The organism is Psychrobacter sp. CCUG 69069, assembly GCF_021023115.1.
GTDB lineage: Bacteria > Pseudomonadota > Gammaproteobacteria > Pseudomonadales > Moraxellaceae > Psychrobacter > Psychrobacter namhaensis.
In genome coordinates, this window is sequence record NZ_QQAI01000005.1 from 1 (window position 1) to 16,624 (window position 16,624).

At 43.8% G+C, this 16,624-nt stretch carries 14 protein-coding genes; 9 read left to right on the top strand and 5 right to left on the bottom strand.

Annotated features, from left to right (window positions below):
• The first annotated feature begins 112 nt into the window (after positions 1 to 112).
• Positions 113 to 1,576, top strand: coding sequence for a DUF262 domain-containing protein (locus DVY93_RS04875; RefSeq protein ID WP_230709454.1), 1,464 nt, complete (start codon positions 113 to 115; stop codon positions 1,574 to 1,576).
• Between the two features lie 88 nt (positions 1,577 to 1,664).
• Here the strand turns inward: DVY93_RS04875 and DVY93_RS04880 are convergent, their stop codons facing one another.
• The 3 genes from DVY93_RS04880 to nadA form a co-directional block, all read right to left on the bottom strand.
• Positions 1,665 to 2,576: a lysine exporter LysO family protein gene (locus DVY93_RS04880; protein ID WP_230709456.1), complete on the bottom strand. Its 912-nt coding sequence runs from the start codon at positions 2,574 to 2,576 to the stop codon at positions 1,665 to 1,667.
• 98 nt (positions 2,577 to 2,674) lie between these two features.
• Positions 2,675 to 4,579 carry an L-aspartate oxidase gene (nadB, locus tag DVY93_RS04885; RefSeq protein WP_230709458.1) on the bottom strand — a complete coding sequence of 635 codons (1,905 nt, stop codon included), beginning with the start codon at positions 4,577 to 4,579 and terminating at the stop codon, positions 2,675 to 2,677.
• 1 nt (position 4,580) lies between these two features.
• Complete coding sequence (nadA, locus tag DVY93_RS04890) at positions 4,581 to 5,720, bottom strand: quinolinate synthase NadA (RefSeq protein ID WP_230709460.1); 1,140 nt, start codon at positions 5,718 to 5,720, stop codon at positions 4,581 to 4,583.
• A gap of 349 nt (positions 5,721 to 6,069) precedes the next feature.
• Here nadA and DVY93_RS04895 point away from each other — a divergent pair, with 349 nt between their 5' ends.
• From DVY93_RS04895 to DVY93_RS04910, 4 genes are all read left to right on the top strand, one after another.
• Positions 6,070 to 7,113, top strand: a complete 1,044-nt coding sequence (locus DVY93_RS04895; RefSeq protein ID WP_230709462.1) for an NUDIX hydrolase — start codon at positions 6,070 to 6,072, stop codon at positions 7,111 to 7,113.
• Between the two features lie 253 nt (positions 7,114 to 7,366).
• Positions 7,367 to 8,227, top strand: coding sequence for a carboxylating nicotinate-nucleotide diphosphorylase (gene nadC, locus DVY93_RS04900; RefSeq protein ID WP_230709464.1), 861 nt, complete (start codon positions 7,367 to 7,369; stop codon positions 8,225 to 8,227).
• Between the two features lie 270 nt (positions 8,228 to 8,497).
• A complete protein-coding gene (locus DVY93_RS04905) occupies positions 8,498 to 9,139 on the top strand; it encodes a MarC family protein (RefSeq protein ID WP_198334982.1) in 642 nt (213 codons plus the stop codon).
• 317 nt (positions 9,140 to 9,456) lie between these two features.
• Entirely contained in the window at positions 9,457 to 10,839 is a 1,383-nt protein-coding gene (locus DVY93_RS04910; protein ID WP_230709466.1) for an NAD(P)-binding domain-containing protein, read from the top strand.
• A gap of 112 nt (positions 10,840 to 10,951) precedes the next feature.
• Here DVY93_RS04910 and DVY93_RS04915 read toward each other — a convergent pair whose 3' ends face one another.
• The gene (locus DVY93_RS04915; RefSeq protein WP_230709468.1) at positions 10,952 to 11,554 is read right to left on the bottom strand and encodes a LysE/ArgO family amino acid transporter; all 603 of its coding nucleotides are present in this window, start codon (positions 11,552 to 11,554) and stop codon (positions 10,952 to 10,954) included.
• 153 nt (positions 11,555 to 11,707) lie between these two features.
• Between DVY93_RS04915 and DVY93_RS04920 the strand changes: the two genes are divergently transcribed.
• The 3 genes from DVY93_RS04920 to DVY93_RS04930 all read left to right on the top strand — a co-directional run bounded on the left by DVY93_RS04920 (position 11,708) and on the right by DVY93_RS04930 (position 13,973).
• Complete coding sequence (locus tag DVY93_RS04920) at positions 11,708 to 12,460, top strand: hypothetical protein (RefSeq protein WP_230709475.1); 753 nt, start codon at positions 11,708 to 11,710, stop codon at positions 12,458 to 12,460.
• Positions 12,461 to 12,568: 108 nt separating this feature from the next.
• Positions 12,569 to 13,213: a hypothetical protein gene (locus DVY93_RS04925; protein ID WP_230709476.1), complete on the top strand. Its 645-nt coding sequence runs from the start codon at positions 12,569 to 12,571 to the stop codon at positions 13,211 to 13,213.
• A gap of 202 nt (positions 13,214 to 13,415) precedes the next feature.
• Positions 13,416 to 13,973, top strand: coding sequence for a hypothetical protein (locus DVY93_RS04930; RefSeq protein WP_230709479.1), 558 nt, complete (start codon positions 13,416 to 13,418; stop codon positions 13,971 to 13,973).
• Between the two features lie 221 nt (positions 13,974 to 14,194).
• On the opposite strand, the gene rluB is transcribed toward DVY93_RS04930, so the two are convergent.
• On the bottom strand, positions 14,195 to 15,121 hold the full coding sequence (rluB, locus tag DVY93_RS04935; protein ID WP_230709480.1) for a 23S rRNA pseudouridine(2605) synthase RluB: 927 nt from the start codon (positions 15,119 to 15,121) through the stop codon (positions 14,195 to 14,197).
• 386 nt (positions 15,122 to 15,507) lie between these two features.
• Between rluB and DVY93_RS04940 the strand changes: the two genes are divergently transcribed.
• The gene (locus tag DVY93_RS04940) at positions 15,508 to 16,614 is read left to right on the top strand and encodes a polysaccharide biosynthesis/export family protein (RefSeq protein WP_230709482.1); all 1,107 of its coding nucleotides are present in this window, start codon (positions 15,508 to 15,510) and stop codon (positions 16,612 to 16,614) included.
• The last annotated feature ends 10 nt before the right edge of the window (positions 16,615 to 16,624 follow it).

A 16,624-nucleotide genomic window follows, 5' to 3' on the forward strand; every position in this document is an offset into this window, starting at 1 on the left:
AAAGTCATACCCTCGTCTAAGCTTTTTAGTACTTGTTTGCGAAAATCTAGGGAGTAAGTCATGGTCTTTATGATAGCAATTAGGTTTGATAATTAGTTTATAACACTTTTAAGTGGGATTGACTATAGCAAAAATTGATAGAAATGTAAAAAATAGCCAAATATTCAAAGCCTATCAATACTTCATAAGGGTATTAGAAGATTGGTTTGTAGATCATGGTAACAATATTGAAGACTGTTTAGATGCTTTGTGGCAGATAATGCGGGAGCATTTGCAGATTGTAGTTATTGATTTACACACACAAGATGAGGCACAAGTAATTTTTGAGACACTTAATGCGCGTGGTACTCAGTTACTGCCAGCAGATTTAATTAAGAATTTTTTATTTAGAAAGATTGAAGGCTCAGAAAAGGAAGTCGAACGATTATATAATGAATATTGGTTAGCTTTTGATAGTGAGTTTTGGCGAGAAGAGGTTAGTCAAGGACGTACTAAACGTCCAAGAATAGATTGGTTCTTACAGAACTACCTGAGTTTAATGCTTCAGGATGATATAAAAGTATCACATTTATTTGATTCTTTTAAAGCTCATGTTCGTGATACAGAAGACAATTACAGTAAGTTTGACAATAGGTTTTTTCGACATCCAACAAATACAACTGAACATTTAGTTGCCTTGAAAGAATTTGCTAAATTGTACCAAGGCATTACCCAACCTCAGGATGAGAGAATAGCCCTATTTTTATATAGACTAGAAGCTATTGATACAGCAACTGTATATCCCTTGCTATTGTTGGCAATGATACTATGGCAAAAACAGCCAAATGAGCTACATCAATTTCTAAGTGTATTAGAGTCGTACTTAGTTAGAAGAATGGTTTGCGGAATGACTACTAAGAATTACAACCGCCACTTCATTGATATCATCAAAGAACTGTATCGTACTAAAAAACAAACGGATTTAACTATCAAGGCAGATAGTATTCACACTATATTGTCTAAGAGCGATAGTGACAGCTCAAGAATGCCTAATAATCTTGAGCTAAAAGAAAATCTATTACAGCGACCATTATATGGGCGTATTGCACAGTATAAAATTAGAATGATATTGGAAGCTATCGATGATGCTAGTCAGCATTCTAAAGCTGAATCAATGCCAATCCAGCAAAATTTAACTATTGAACACATATTGCCTGAAAAGTGGGAAAAGCATTGGTCATTGTCGAAGGAAGGCAGATCAGCAGAAGAAATACTCGAGCAAGAGGCTAGAAGAAACACATTAAAAAATACCATTGGTAATTTAACCCTTATTACTAACAGTCTGAATCCAGCTATTTCAAATAGTTCGTGGGACGTTAAACGCCCAGAGATACTAAAATATAGTAAATCTAACTTAAATCGTTATTTTCAACTAGAGACTGAAGATAAGCTTAGCGAGTGGAATGAAGAAAAGATTCTTAAGCGTACTGCTGTTTTAGCGGATTTATTTATTCAAATATGGGAAGCGCCTGTAGAAAAACAGAAAGATTTTTATAATGATAATGAGGACGGTGTTTACTTTGCCATAGACGCTTAACATTTAGTAGATTCTTTTGATTAATATGAGTGGCAAATAGATTTGTCACTTGCTTTTGTTCTTTTAAATCTTTTTTATTCTAACTAACTTACGCAAATGCCGAAAAAAATACCATCAGTACGGGCGAGACAATATTAATCAGGAAACCAAAACTAATCGCTAATGGCACGACTTTTAGACCACCTGATTGCTGAATAATAGGCAAAGTAAAGTCTAAACTGGTCGCGCCGCCAAGCCCAACTGCTGCTGATGGATATTTGCGCATAAAGACAGGAATAAACAGTAATGCAAAAAACTCACGTGCTAAGTCATTGAACAACGCCACACTGCCCCAAACGGCTCCATAAGCATCGGTCATAACAATCGCGGATAGTGAGTACCAACCAAACCCTGAAGCCAGCGCCAAGCCCTTGGTCCACGATACCTCCGTAAATAACAGCGCAAAAATAAGCCCGCCCACCAGTACCGACAGCGTAAAGATGACACTCATCTCGACACCGCGCTTGTTTAATAGCACTTCTTTTAGAGTAATGCCTGAGCCTTTTAGTCCAATACCGACCAGCAAAATTAATATCATTAGCATAACGGTCATGGTGTTTTCAGGGGGCATGTAATTTTCAGGTAAGAAGTAGCCGATTACCATACCAATCGCCACGCATACTACTTGCGCGAGGCTACCGCGGATACTGACGCGGTGCTCTTTTGATTTTACGCTGGGTTTTTTGGCATGCCATGGACGCAGACGATCAAAGAGCATGAGTGCAAACAACCCCGTGCCTACGGTCAATATTGATAGTACAGTGACATAAAGCGTGATTTCGCCCAGCTGATTGCTAAGACCTTCAACTTGCGATAGCTCAATACCGATTAGCGCTAAGATGATAAATATCAAATACGACAGGCCTTTATCCGCAACCTTCGTCATGGTGGGATTAGAGGGGATGGCAAAGCCAATAAACATTGGCATTAATACCAAAACAAGAGTAATTAGGCTTTGCATATCGGCGGGCTCATCAGTTTTTAACAAGCCGACGATTGTATCATATTAGGCCGTAGATACTGGTGTGACTAGATGAAAATCCCCTTGTTTTTGCAAGTTTATAAGGCGCTCATGGCTGTTGGTATGCGCTTAGTTGGTTGAGTCTTGTCTTGATTGACCGCCTCAAATGTGTGATTTTCATAAGGCCTGCAAGGCCGACTGATCGATAAAGGAGTAATGACACTTATTTTGGGCTGACAAGCCATGTCAGGATAATCTTGCCTATAATGGCCGCCGCGACTCTCAATGCGCTGATAAGCAGACTGAATAATCAAGGTCGCTAATTGTAACTGTCTTTTTAATTGTAAGTGGGCAAGCCTATCAGTAGCACTATTTGAGTCACAGGCATCAGACTGACTGAACGTAGCGTGTTTAAGCCACTGCTGCCAATTTTGTATTTGTATCAGCGCTTGTTCTAATGACTCAGCATGACGCGTAATTCCCATGTTAGTGGTCATCAGTTGCTTTAATGCGGTGGTTATTTTGGTCACATCAGTGTCAGAGTGGCTACTGTCATCAGCCGCGTTATAAACAGACGAGTCAAATATCAATGAAGTAGAAGTTGGCAAAATAACAGGTTGTGTGTTTTTAAGGATTGGCGGCATCCAAATCGAAAAAGTTTTTTTGGCTGCCTTGTCCTCATATAGAGCGGTATTTGACGCTGTAAATTCTCTTAAATAACGCGGCAAATCAGCGGCGATGTTACGGCCAACGACCACGCACTCTAGTAAAGAGTTGCTTGCCAAGCGATTGGCGCCATGCAGCCCAGTGTAAGCAACTTCACCAGCGGCATATAGCCCTGCCACATCGGTCAAACCATTGGCAGATGTGACCACGCCGCCGCAGCTATAGTGCGCTGTGGGCGCAACCGGAATCGGCTCTGTCGTCATATCAATACCAAGCGCTAGCAACGTCTGGTCAATCTGCGGAAAATGCGCTTGTAAAAATGTCGCTGGCAAGTGACTGACGTCAAGATGGACATAACCAAGACCGTTTGTGTGAATTTGCTCAGCGATGGCACGAGCGACGATATCTCGGGGGGCCAGTTCGGCTCGTGCATCGACATCTAGCATAAAGCGCGCCCCTGTCTGCGGACAATACAGATGGCCGCCTTCACCTCGTAGTGCTTCGGATATCAAAAAGCTGCTCTCGGCAAATGCAAGGCCTGTCGGATGAAACTGGATAAACTCGAGATTTGCTAAGCGGCAGCCTGCTCGCCACGCCATCATTACCCCATCTCCGACACAGACATTGGGGGCGCTGGCGCGTTTAAACAATTGCCCTAAGCCGCCACTGGCCAGTACGACGGCACGACTATAAAAGATACGCTGACGCTGATTGATATGGTCGAAAACAAGCGCGCCTTGGCAATACTTAGCATCACCGTCTAGAGAGACGCTCTCATTAAGTGGCGATGTGAGTAAGTCCAGCGCTTCATGGTGGGGTAGGATGGTGATATTGTCCGCAGCGTATGCTTTGGTGGTCAAGGCATCCATAATATGCCGACCAGTGGCGTCATCGGCATGTGCCACGCGGCGGCATCCATGACCCCCTTCTTTGGTTAAATGTAAGTCACTAATGTGCAATCCATTTAAAGACTTGTGTGAATTATCCTGCTGAGCAATCTGCGTAAAAGGCACACCTTGATCGCAAAGCCATTGAATCGCTTGCTGTCCGGCGCTGAGAATGCTGGCGGTGTGATCAGCCTCACACAACCCAGCACCAGCGACTAGCGTATCAGCAATATGGTCAGTGACAGAGTCATTTTTATCTAAGCTTGCGGCGATACCGCCTTGTGCATAGTGGCTTGAGCAGACATCTAGTGCGGCTTTACTTAATACCGTGACTTTTAACGACTGTGGCAAAGATAAGGCGGTGCTTAAACCGGCAAGCCCAGCCCCGATGATGAGGACGTCTGTTTGTCTGCTATCGTTCTCCGTATCAACTGTGCATGCCTCGCTCATCTTAGGCGGCTCCCACATTGGCAAACAGCTCGCGGTCTTTAACGATGTCCCCACTAGCGGCCACTCGCTGTTTTTGCGACTCGGCAAAATCGAGCATGCGTTGTAATGGTTTTTTGGCTGCTGTGGCCAGCTCAGGCGTCATCAATACTTCACCGCTCTGATCAGTTAGACACTTCTCGATACCTTGCAAGCCATTCATCGCCATCCAAGGGCAAAACGCACAGCTTTTGCAACTCGCGCTCTCACCAGCCGTCGGCGCGGCCAAAAAGCGTTTGGTTGGTGAGCGCTTTTGCATCTCGTGTAAGATGCCCAAGTCGGTGGCGACGATGAAGGTATCGGCATCCATCTCATAAGTCGATTGCAATAGCTTACTGGTCGAGCCAACCACATCTGCAAGCTCAACGACGCTATCAGGTGACTCAGGGTGTACCAGCACTTTTGCGTTTGGATGCTCGTCTTTTAATTGCATCAGCTCAGTGGCTTTAAACTCGTTATGCACCAAGCATGAGCCTTGCCAAAGCAGCATATCTGCGCCAGTTTCACGAGCGATATATTTCCCTAAATGCCGGTCAGGTCCCCAAATAATAGGCTCGCCTTGCGCATGTAAATGACGAATGATATCGATACCAACGGACGAGGTCACCACCCAGTCAGCCCGTGCTTTGACAGCAGCGCTGGTATTGGCATAGACAACGACCGTACGCTCGGGATGAGCATCACAGAATGCGGAAAACTCGTCAGCAGGGCAGCCCAAATCAAGCGAACACTCCGCCTCCAAATCTGGCATCAGCACGGTTTTTTCCATACTTAATATCTTGGCCGACTCTCCCATAAAGCGTACACCAGCGACCACTAACGTCTGCGCACTATGCGCTTGACCAAAGCGTGCCATTTCAAGCGAATCACCAACGCAGCCGCCAGTTGCTAACGCCAAATCTTGAATAAAAGGATCGACATAATAATGAGCGACCAGCACGGCATTATTATTCTTTAATAATTGTTTGATGTTTTCTTCAACCGCCAGGCGCTCGGTACGTGGCAAGTCGGTTGGTATCTTGGCTTTGGCGTAGTCGATATTCATTTGAGTGGCAATGCGACTGTCCGTGCTCATGATGGGCGCGTCATACGGATAAGTTTTCATAAGGGCAACCTTTGGGGCAATAACGACAAACTACATGCCGCTAAAAGTGAATCAATTAAACACAGCTCAGAATAACTGTCTTAATTATGCTCATTTTGAGCATAAAAACAAGTGTTTTTTATCGCCTCTCTGACAGTTGCTACTGATTTATACAAAATCGCCCTTCGTGATTGTTTTCCTTTTATCGTATCCAGCCGCTTATATTTACAAGGGCAAGCTATGATAATTAACGATTCACGCTATACTAAGCCAGGTGTTAACGATTCATTTCATTGTTTTTAGTTGCATTACTTTTAGTTACATTGTTTTCTTCTTACATTTTTAAAGTTAAAGGATAATTCCTAAAGTCATGACGTTGTCTTATTCACACGCACATCAGCAAGGTAGTGGCACGACAGAAGTGGTCGCGGTATTGGTTGCCATTACAGAACACACGGCTCGGGTTTTAACAGTCGATCAAGGCAAATTACTGCCCAACGGTCCACTGATGCCGTTGCATCGCTCGCTGCAAGCTGGCGTGCGGCAATGGGTTGAGGAACAAACGCAGCAGCCGCTTGGTTATTTAGAGCAGTTATATACCTTTGTCGATACCAATAGGCGCAATATCGATGGTCACGCACTGGTCTATGTCAGCTACTTAGGGCTGGTGCAAGAGACGCAGACACAGCAACTACAAAGCCAAGCGTTATGGCGAGATTGGTACGACTATTTCCCTTGGGAAAATCACTTAGATGGTATACCAGATATCATCATGGATTTTATTGTGCCTGCGTTGTTGGCTTGGGCAAATAGGGCAGAAGAGGAAGTCGTCCAGCAGCGACGGCGACAGCGTATCGGCCTCTGCTGGGGAATAAGTGAGTCATCTTTGGTGACTAGAGACCCTCAAAATATAGATACTGACAATGGGATCACGAGCGATACAGCGTATGGCAGTGGGGAGTGGGTGGCCGAGCATGTGTTACTGCGCTATGAGATGCTTTATGAGGCAGGACTCATACCTGAAGCACCGACTTATCCACCCAGTTATCAAACTGGTGTCTCGCCTACGGATTGGTCACAGCTGATGGGCGTACCCATGTATTATGATCATCGCCGCGTGATTGCTACAGCTATCTCACGCCTACGCGCTAAAATTGAGTACCGTCCGCTCATCTTTGGTTTGATGCCAGATGTGTTTACCTTATCGCAATTACAGCAAAGCGTGGAAGCCTTGTCGGGCGTACGTTTGCACAAACAGAATTTTCGCCGCCTGCTCGAATCACAAAACCTTGTGACGGAAACAGGACAGAGTAGTAGCGCGCAGCGTGGTCGCCCTGCCAAGCTTTACCGCTTTCGTCATGATATTGAACTGCAAAGCTTACTAATGGACAGCAAACTGCCTAAACGCAAATAGTCCGACGATACGGTTATAGACAACTCTAAATAAACAAGCAAGAAAAATTTATACCAGCCGAGTTGTTTCCCTTTTGTAGCGACCCAACTGTTTATAGCGACTTAACGATATCTTAGGGCTGATAAATATGGTTTAGCCTCATAAAGTAGTGGACGGCACTTGCGAGGCTCATCACTTTACGCTATATTTATGCTCATTTTGAGTTTAATTAAATAACGTTTATATAACTAATGGGCTGATATAAGGGTAAAAGATGACAGTTAAAAAAGAGCCAGCACTGGATGAGGTATTGCTTAGACCGTTGGTTGAAGCTGCGTTAATTGAAGACTTGGGCAGGCGCGGTGATGTTACCTCGCAAGCGACCATTCCAGCCGATATGCAAGCGCAATTGCAGATTAAGGCGCGGCAAGCAGGTGTGATATGCGGTATGGATTTAGCGCGTTTATCTTTTGCTTTGATTGATGCACAAATTGAATTTAGGGCGCAAGTCCATGATGGTGAAACCGTGGCAGCAGGTGCCGTCTTGGCCACGGTTCGCGGTAATGCCCGCCATTTATTGACAGCAGAGCGTACGGCACTCAACTTTATGACGCATCTTAGCGGCATTGCGACAGATACGAGACAGATTGTTGACAGCATCGCCGCATTTCCGGCACAAATTACCTGTACGCGAAAAACCATTCCAGGCCTACGTATCGTACAAAAATACGCGGTACGCTGTGGCGGCGGTCGCAATCATCGCTTGGGCTTGGATGATGCGATTTTAATCAAAGACAACCATATCGCCATCGCCGGTGATATAAAAACTGCCATTCAGCAAGCGCAAGACTTTGCTGGTCATTTAATTCCCGTAGAAGTGGAAGTTGATACGTTAGAACAACTAGAGCAGGCGCTAGACGCTGGCGTGAGCTTGGTATTACTGGATAATATGGCACCCGAGGTGTTGTCGAAGGCGGTTGCAATGTGCAAAGGTCGCGCTAAGACGGAAGCATCAGGTGGTATCACGCCCGAAACGGTACAAGCGGTTGCAAAGACAGGCGTTGATTTTATTGCGATGGGATATTTGACGCACAGTAGCACCGCATTAGATATTGGTTTGGATTTTAGTGCATAAGGTGTGAAGCGTTGAGTACGCTTTAATTGGTAGGATTTCTACTACGAAATTTACTATTAATTTTGTGAGTGAACCACTTGTCAGAAACTTCTATGGCGCTGAGTTATTGGCAAGGATGTATATAGGCGCAATTCGGCAAAGTTAATGATTTTATTAGCTTATCTGCCTATGTTACAATGCCATTTTTAACCGGCTGTTGGGTCATCGTTGCACGCGCACGATGACCTTATCTTTTTGCATAAGTGGTATTAATAGACAAGCGAGCGCTCAGTGAATACTGAAATTATCAAAATAATCTTAGCCTTTATGGTATTGATTAATCCATTTAGCGCCTTAACGCTATTTTTGGATTTGACCCGTGGTTATTCAATGAATAACCGCCGCAAAGTTGCGCGCGTTGCTTGTCTGACGATTTTTATTACCATTAGCTTTTTTACCGTGGCCGGTGAGACGCTGCTAAAAACCCTCGGTATTTCCATCGGCTCGTTTCAGTTAGCGGGTGGTATCTTGGTGTTTTTGATTGCTCTTAACATGATGAATGGCGAGGGTAATCCTGTTAAGCCTGATCAAGAAAATTTTGATGTTGATCACGTACAAGACTCGCCACCAACGATGGCAGCGGCAGTGGTTCCACTTGCTATTCCGATGATGATTGGCCCAGGTGGTATCTCAACGGTTATTATCTACTCTTCACAAGTCTCTGGTATTTTGCAGGTGTCGGCCATATTGATTGCTGGGTTATTTATCAGCTTTTTTTGTTATTTAGCATTGATGGCAGCAGGTCGTATCAGTCGTTTATTGGGTGATACTGGGCTGAATATTATGAGCCGAATCATGGGTATGCTACTTGCGGCCGTCTCTATTGAAATTATCGTGAATGGCTTGCGCACCCTATTTCCGGATTTGGTGTAAGTGTTTTTTTGATTTCTTTTATTCACAACTTACTGTGATATTCTCAATTCTAATTTTCATAATTCTTTAGGCTGTATAAGCAGATACAGTCTATCATCGATTGTTAAACACCATAAATATTCAAAACACCCCTCAAATATTATCAAACAAGATAACGATTCTTTCCTACATGCCATGCGGTTACAAGACTCGCACCCCCTCTTTAGAGGGTAGTTATGACTGAGTTAACTCTCATTGGTTATCAATCCTCTCGCCCAAAAATGTGATTTGTGAAACTATGTTATAGTATAGTGACATTCATATTACAGGAGTTGGTTTTGAGTAACAAAAGAATTGCTATTTTAGGGGCAGGTCCAAGTGGTTTAGCACAATTACGCGCTTTTGAAGCGGCTCGTTTGGCTGGCGCAAAAAACTTACCTGAGATAGTTTGCTACGAGAAACAAAACGCTATCGGTGGTATGTGGAACTACAGCTGGCGCACTGGTTTAGACAGAAACGGTGAACCCGTTCACGGTAGTATGTATCGTTATTTGTGGTCAAATGGTCCTAAAGAATGTTTAGAGTTTGCTGATTACTCTTTTGATGAGCATTTTGGTGATCCTATTCCTTCGTACCCTCCGCGTGAAGTTTTAAAAGACTACATCATGGGTCGTATCGATAAACAAGATATTCAAAAGTACATTCGTTTTGAATGCCCAGTACGCTGGGTCGCTTTCGATGATGAGACGCAAAAGTTCACCGTCACGGTGATGAATCATAAAACCAATGAGCAGGAAGTTGAAGAATTTGATTATGTCGTGGTAGCGACGGGGCATTTTTCAACGCCAAACATGCCATATTTTGAAGGCTTAGAAGCTTTCCCAGGCCGTATTCTCCATGCGCACGACTTCCGTGATGCTTTAGAGTTTAAGGACGAAGATATCCTACTCATCGGTAGTAGTTATTCTGCTGAAGATATTGGCACCCAATGCTACAAGTATGGCACCAAGTCGGTGACCATCAGCTATCGCTCGCAGCCTCTTGGCTATGAGTGGCCAGAAGGCATCAAAGAAGTGCCGCTGGTAACGCATTTTGAAGGCGATGTGGCGCATTTTGCCGACGGTACAAGCCAAAGCTTTGATGCTGTCATTATGTGTACCGGCTACTTATTCCACTTCCCATTCATGCCTGATGAGCTACGTTTGCAAACACACAACTGTTTGTATCCCGCCAACCTGTATAAAGGTGTTTTTTGGCAGCCAAATCCAAAACTGATGTATTTGGGAATGCAGGATCAATACTTCACCTTTAATATGTTTGATGCGCAAGCGTGGTATGCGCGTGATGTCATGATGGGTGATATTGAGCTACCTGGTTTAGCGACCCGCGAAGCTGACGAGCAAAAATGGCTGGCGACTTATGCTAAGTGTGTCACCGTTGGTGATTCGATTGACTTTCAAGCCGCTTATATTCGTGACTTGACAGATCCAACTGATTACCCAGAGTTTGCGGTAGAAAAGCAAGGCGACATTTTAAAGCAGTGGCAAAAAGATAAAACTGAAAACATCATGACCTTTAGAGAAAAGGCCTATCGTTCTACGCTTACAGGTACGCTAGCGCCTGAGCTACCAGAGCCTTGGCTCGATGTGCTGGATGATTCGCTTGAGCACTTTTTAAACTTGGCATTTGTACAACCAAAAAAGCGCAAGAAAGCCTCATAAATAGTCGCCAGTTAGCAGTCACGAAAAACCAAACACTTAACGGTGTTTGGTTTTTTTATTTTTCTAAGCAGTGTTATTGGTTAGCTAGCAGTTTTTAGGATGGCTGATGCTATCAACTCTGGTACAAATGCCAAGCCAAATATAGCATCAACACACCTACCAACGCGTCGAGTATATTCCACGCTTTTGGCTTGGCAAACAGTGGCCTGAGCAAACGCGCACCATATCCCAAAGCAAAAAAGAAAAAGAATGAGGCGCTAATCGCGCCAACTGCAAAAGTCAGTTTACTACTTGCACCGGTTGAAACCATGCCGACGAGCACCAATGTATCTAGGTAGACATGAGGGTTTAGCCAAGTAAAGCCAAAGCACAATAACAGTGCTTTTTTTAAGCTGGTGACAACTTGGCCCTCGACAGTGAGCGCGTGTGACACGCTTACACTTGCGTACAGACTTTGCAATCCGTAGCCTAGCAAAAACACAACACCAGCGAACTTTGCGATGTCTACAACTTGCGGATAGCGTGCCGTTACTGCGCCAAAACTGCCGACGCCAGCTGTGATCAAAAATGCGTCACTCACGGCGCAAAACAAGCACACAAAAAATGTGTGTTCGCGCTTGAGCCCTTGTTTGAGCACAAAAGCGTTTTGTGAGCCAATCGCAATGATAAGCGACAGCCCAAGTAAGAATCCAGACAGATAATCGGACGCGTTCATAATTGGGTGTTTGACATTTTGAAGGGGAGAGGAGTTGACATTTTGCTTACTGGCACAGTCGTAAAAAGCTGTTAAGATACGCTATTGAACGAATGTGTGCAATACAAGCATGAAGTGAGAGCGTGAATACATTGGACGAGAGTAAGGTAGGTTATGGTGGTCAGTCTGACAAGAATACTACAGTCATTTGGGCAAGCTCAAGATGACCTGCCAACGTTAGCCGCTAAAAAGGCTCAGGCAGTGAGTGTCAGTCATAACGCAGATGTTGATGACGTTAGTGACAATAATCATCAAGCAAATAGTGGTCATTCTGCGCTTACGCCGCCTGAGCGTGCAGACCGTATTTGTGATGCTTTAGCGCAAGTAAATGATATTCGCTCACCTACGCCTTTGACGGATCGCTATTTGGCCAATCGTGCCGACAGGCGCCCGAGCAATAGACCTCCTTTTGACCCAGATACCTTATGGTATCTTAAACATGGATGCTGTCCGATTATGACTGAGCTTGTTGATGTGGTTGATGCCGCCACCCTAAATGCCATGCCGATTGAGGCTGTGGCGATACTTGACCGCATTAATGGTAAGTTGAAGCGCTACCGTGAGTGGAGCCATGAGCTGAATGAGCAGCAACAACAGCAGCACAATGAGCGCCAATTTGTGATCGATAAGCTTGTAGGCGAGAGTATACCTGAAGCCTTACATCATTATGAGCAACTGCAACGCTTTAGTCCGCACCGCACCAAAAATAGTACGGTGCAGGGCAAAATGACCGCAGGCGATATGCTGACCGATTTGTTTTTAGAGATTGATTATGAGCTTGATGAACTCTTAGATGAATTGCATCAAACCGTTATGAACCGTTTGGCTTCGACGCATCGTTATGTCAAAAGCCGTACGCAAAGCTAATGTCTCTACACTTAACTAAGTACAAGCGATTAAAAATGGTTTATCAAAAACGCTTCCTTTAATATAAAGATATTGAAGAGAGGATAATAATAATAAGAGGACAATCTGATGACCCAAGTCACTGCGATGTTTGTGATGTTGATTTTATATGGGGTGCTACCAGCAGCCGGATTGTACCTCGGGTATCGTAGCATTAAAAAAGTCACTGCGCCTAAGATGCTTGAATATGAAGCAATGCCGCAGTTGGGCTACATTCCTGAAAAAAGCTTACCCGCAGAGGTCAAAGAAGCCCTTGCCCAAATCAACCAAAAAGGCGAAAAACTGCGGGTCATTTATGGGGATACCAACAATGATGGGAAAATTGATGATAAAGATACTGTCAATGAGACTTATATCATGATCCAAAATTTAATGGATACACACATACCTCAGGCAGTAGCGGACTATCGCCGCTTACATGACCTAGAGGGTGCTCGTGCTGATACGACTAAAATTAAGCACTCTGATGTCACGGGCAAAGAAGCGTTACTAGAGGTACTTGGGACGATTAATGCACAGTTTGATGACTTGCTGAGCGCTTCTTACCATCAAGACGGGCAAAAACTGCTGGTGACTAACAGGTACCTACAAAAGCGTTTTGACAATCCAGAAACCGATGTAGATGTCCCATCCCTAAATCATAGTAGAGAAACGAGTAAGGGGTCAGAAGACGCTCGCGATAAAAATTCTGCAACTGAGAATATTAAACTGTGAACGATAGATGATATGTATAGTTAACACACTTTAAAATAGGTACAGTGCTACTGGTGTTTATTTCCCTTGCGTGCTGTGCCTACGCCGACAGAGGCTGCGCGAAATCAATACCAGTAGCACGTGGCACAGCGTGCCAATTTTATTTAGGATTGACTATATTAAACGATAAGGCGCATGACTGAACGAGCCATAGTGAGCGTATATGAGTATATTAATAGGTATTGGCGTCGTGACGATGGTTACCACTGTTTATTTGGGTAAAAAGGGCTGGCAAGCGTTGCACAAAGCGGTTGGCATCACCCCAGGTGTACTCACGTATCGAGATGATAATGCGCCATTGACGTTATCTATTGTCAGCTGGCAACAGCTACATTTGAATAAAAAACACCTGAAACATTTACCCGAGCAGCAACTGCGTCAACTACAACGTATTGATGAAAAAACCCATAACTATCAAACGTATCAAAAAGAATTAGAGACGCAGAATAAACAACCTGTCGTCACTGAGCAACAGTTCGTCTTGCATAAGATGTTGCACACTCGGCTGCCTGAAATGCTGGCCAGTTATCATCAATTAGCCAATATCCATACAAGCGCTCAACATATGAGTAATGAAAAAAAAGCGGAAGCCAGTGAGCTGTTACAGAAGGTATTGAATAATATTGAGCAGCTTCTGGATCGTCTACTAGAGCAAATAGAGACGCAGCAATTACAAGCGTTACAAATCATGAATCATTACATTGATAGCCACGATGACTAAAACATACTAAGACCAAAAATTTTGATGGATGATGTAAAAATAACTCCCTTTAGATGAGGGTCGATCTCCATTTACTTTATTGGTTAACCAACCTGATTTTAATGTTGTTACGTTTGCCCTACCTCAATAATTCAGCACAAAAAAGCTGCCACTGATAAATAGTCAGTGGCAGCTTTTTTATGGTTTACTTAGATATATAACAGACTTAAGGCAAGGGCCCATTAACGCTTGTCGTTGCGGTCACGCGTATTGCGTGTGCCGCGGCTGGCAGGGCTCGCACTACTTTTAGGTTTTGCACTGTTACTACGGCTATCGCTACGATTGTCAGTGCGACGCGCTTTGAGTGGTTTGTTTTTGATACGTTCTTGCTTTTCTTTCGCTGCGCCGTGTAGGCCAGTTCCATAGCGTGGGCGTAGGCTCACTAAGTCCGTTAACGTATTGATGTCTTTTTTATCCAGCTCTAAGAAGCGGCCAGTACGTAACTCTTTTGGTAGGGCAATTGTTCCATAGCGCGTACGCAGTAGCCGGCTGACTTTTAGTCCTTGCGACTCAAATAAACGACGTACTTCACGATTACGACCTTCTTTTAGTTTGACGTGATACCATTTATTGACGCCTTCACCGCCGCCTTCTTTGATGTCTTCAAACTGTGCCATGCCATCTTCTAACATCACCCCAGCAGTCAGCGTACGAGCGATGTCGGGAGTGACTTCACCCAACACGCGTACGGCATATTCGCGGGTCACTTCGCTTGATGGATGCATCAAACGATGCGCCATTTCCCCGTCATTGGTAAACAGTAATAGGCCAGTTGAGTTAATATCTAGACGTCCGACCATGACCCAGCGATCATGAGTCAGTTTTGGTAAGCGTTCAAACACGGTTGGACGACCTTCTGGATCCTTGGCAGAGCAAACTTCACCTTCCGGCTTATAGTAAGCGATCACGCGGCGACGCTTCTCGTTTTCAGCGGTGTATTTAATCTGACGACCATCAACGCGAATTTCATCACCTTGCTCAACGCGATCACCAATGGTTGCTGGACCGTTATTAACCGTTACGCGGCCTGCTTTAATGACTTCTTCCATTTGGCGGCGTGAACCAAGTCCCATACGGGCGAGGGCTTTTTGGAGTTTTTCGTCTTTCATTACGATATCCTTGAATCGGGTTGGTTTTTACATTTCTCAATGTAGGAAATTAAGGTAACCATTCTACGCTATTTATCAAGATTCTGCTTATCATAAAGACTGTGTATTAGATAAATTTTTTAAGCACAGTCTTACTATAGAGATATGGCTTTTACTAAGTAGTTCTGATCTATGTTCAGGCCTCTATATTGTGTAAACAGTAAATATAAATTGATTGTTACACTTACGTAATTTTTACTATAAATAGGCCATTAGTATTTAATATTTAACCGCCTATGTTATTATGGCTTTGTTTTTTTGTGGTTAATGTAACTATTTAGTATAGTTGCCTTAGTTGAAGTTATTGCCATACGCTACTTATATCTATGATTTATAAAGGTCTTTATATGTTTCTCAATTCATCAAAGTTATTAAGTGCAGCGTGTCTGCTGATAATGAGTCTAGTGTCTGGTTGTAGTAGTATCAACTCAGGCCTACAGTCTGGTGAATTGCCACCTAGTGGAACATTTGTCGCCTCAAGTGGCATACAGTTTAATGTTCAGCCCTTAAGCCTAGCAACATTACCGCCAAAACAAGTTAGTGCGCCTAGTAGTGACTTAGTACGCTTGATAAAAACCTCGGGCCGAGAAGAGTATCGTATTACTAAAGGAGATATTCTAGGTATTACTCTGGTAGGTTATCCTGAAATTGCACCTCCCTTAACCAATAGTAGTAATACAGCTAATCCTTATGCCTTAGGTTTTCCCGTTGATCAGCAGGGTTTCATTCAGTTTCCTCTGATTGGACGTATTAAGGCAAGTGGTATAAGTGTGCCACAGTTTACTGCGAACTTGCAGAGTCAACTTCAACGCTATCTTAAGTATTCAGACCCGCAAGTTAAAATTGTTAATTACCGTGGTAACAAGTTCTTTATAGATGGTGAAGTTAAACAGCCTGGTGAATTCCCTATCGCGGATGTGCCAGTTTCGCTATATGGTGCGATTTCTATGGCGGGTGGTGCCACACCTACGGGTGATTCAAATAATGTCGTGCTGAACCGTAATGGCACAAGTTACAATATCGGATTACAGTCACTACGAGAAATGGGTACTTCTGCTAATCAAATCTATTTGCAAGATGGTGATTCTATTCATGTTAATAGCCAAGACCGTAATAAAGTATATGTATTAGGGGAGTTTGGACAAGTAGAGCCTGTACCTATTTTGGAACAGGGTATCAGTTTAGCGCAGGTTTTGGGTGAGTCTAAAGGGCTTAATTCTACTACCGCCAACGCTGCTAAAATATATGTTGTCCGTGATAATCTGAGTATGAAAGCAACGGATATCTATTATGTAGATATGCAGACCATTACCAGCTTTGCGCTTGCCAATCGTTTTGAGATGCACCCCAATGATATTGTCTACGTTGACCCAACTGGCTTGACGCGTTGGAATCGTGTTATTAGCGCTATTCTACCTTCTACAACAGCAATCAGAAGCTTTTCAAGTTTATAGGGAGTCATCA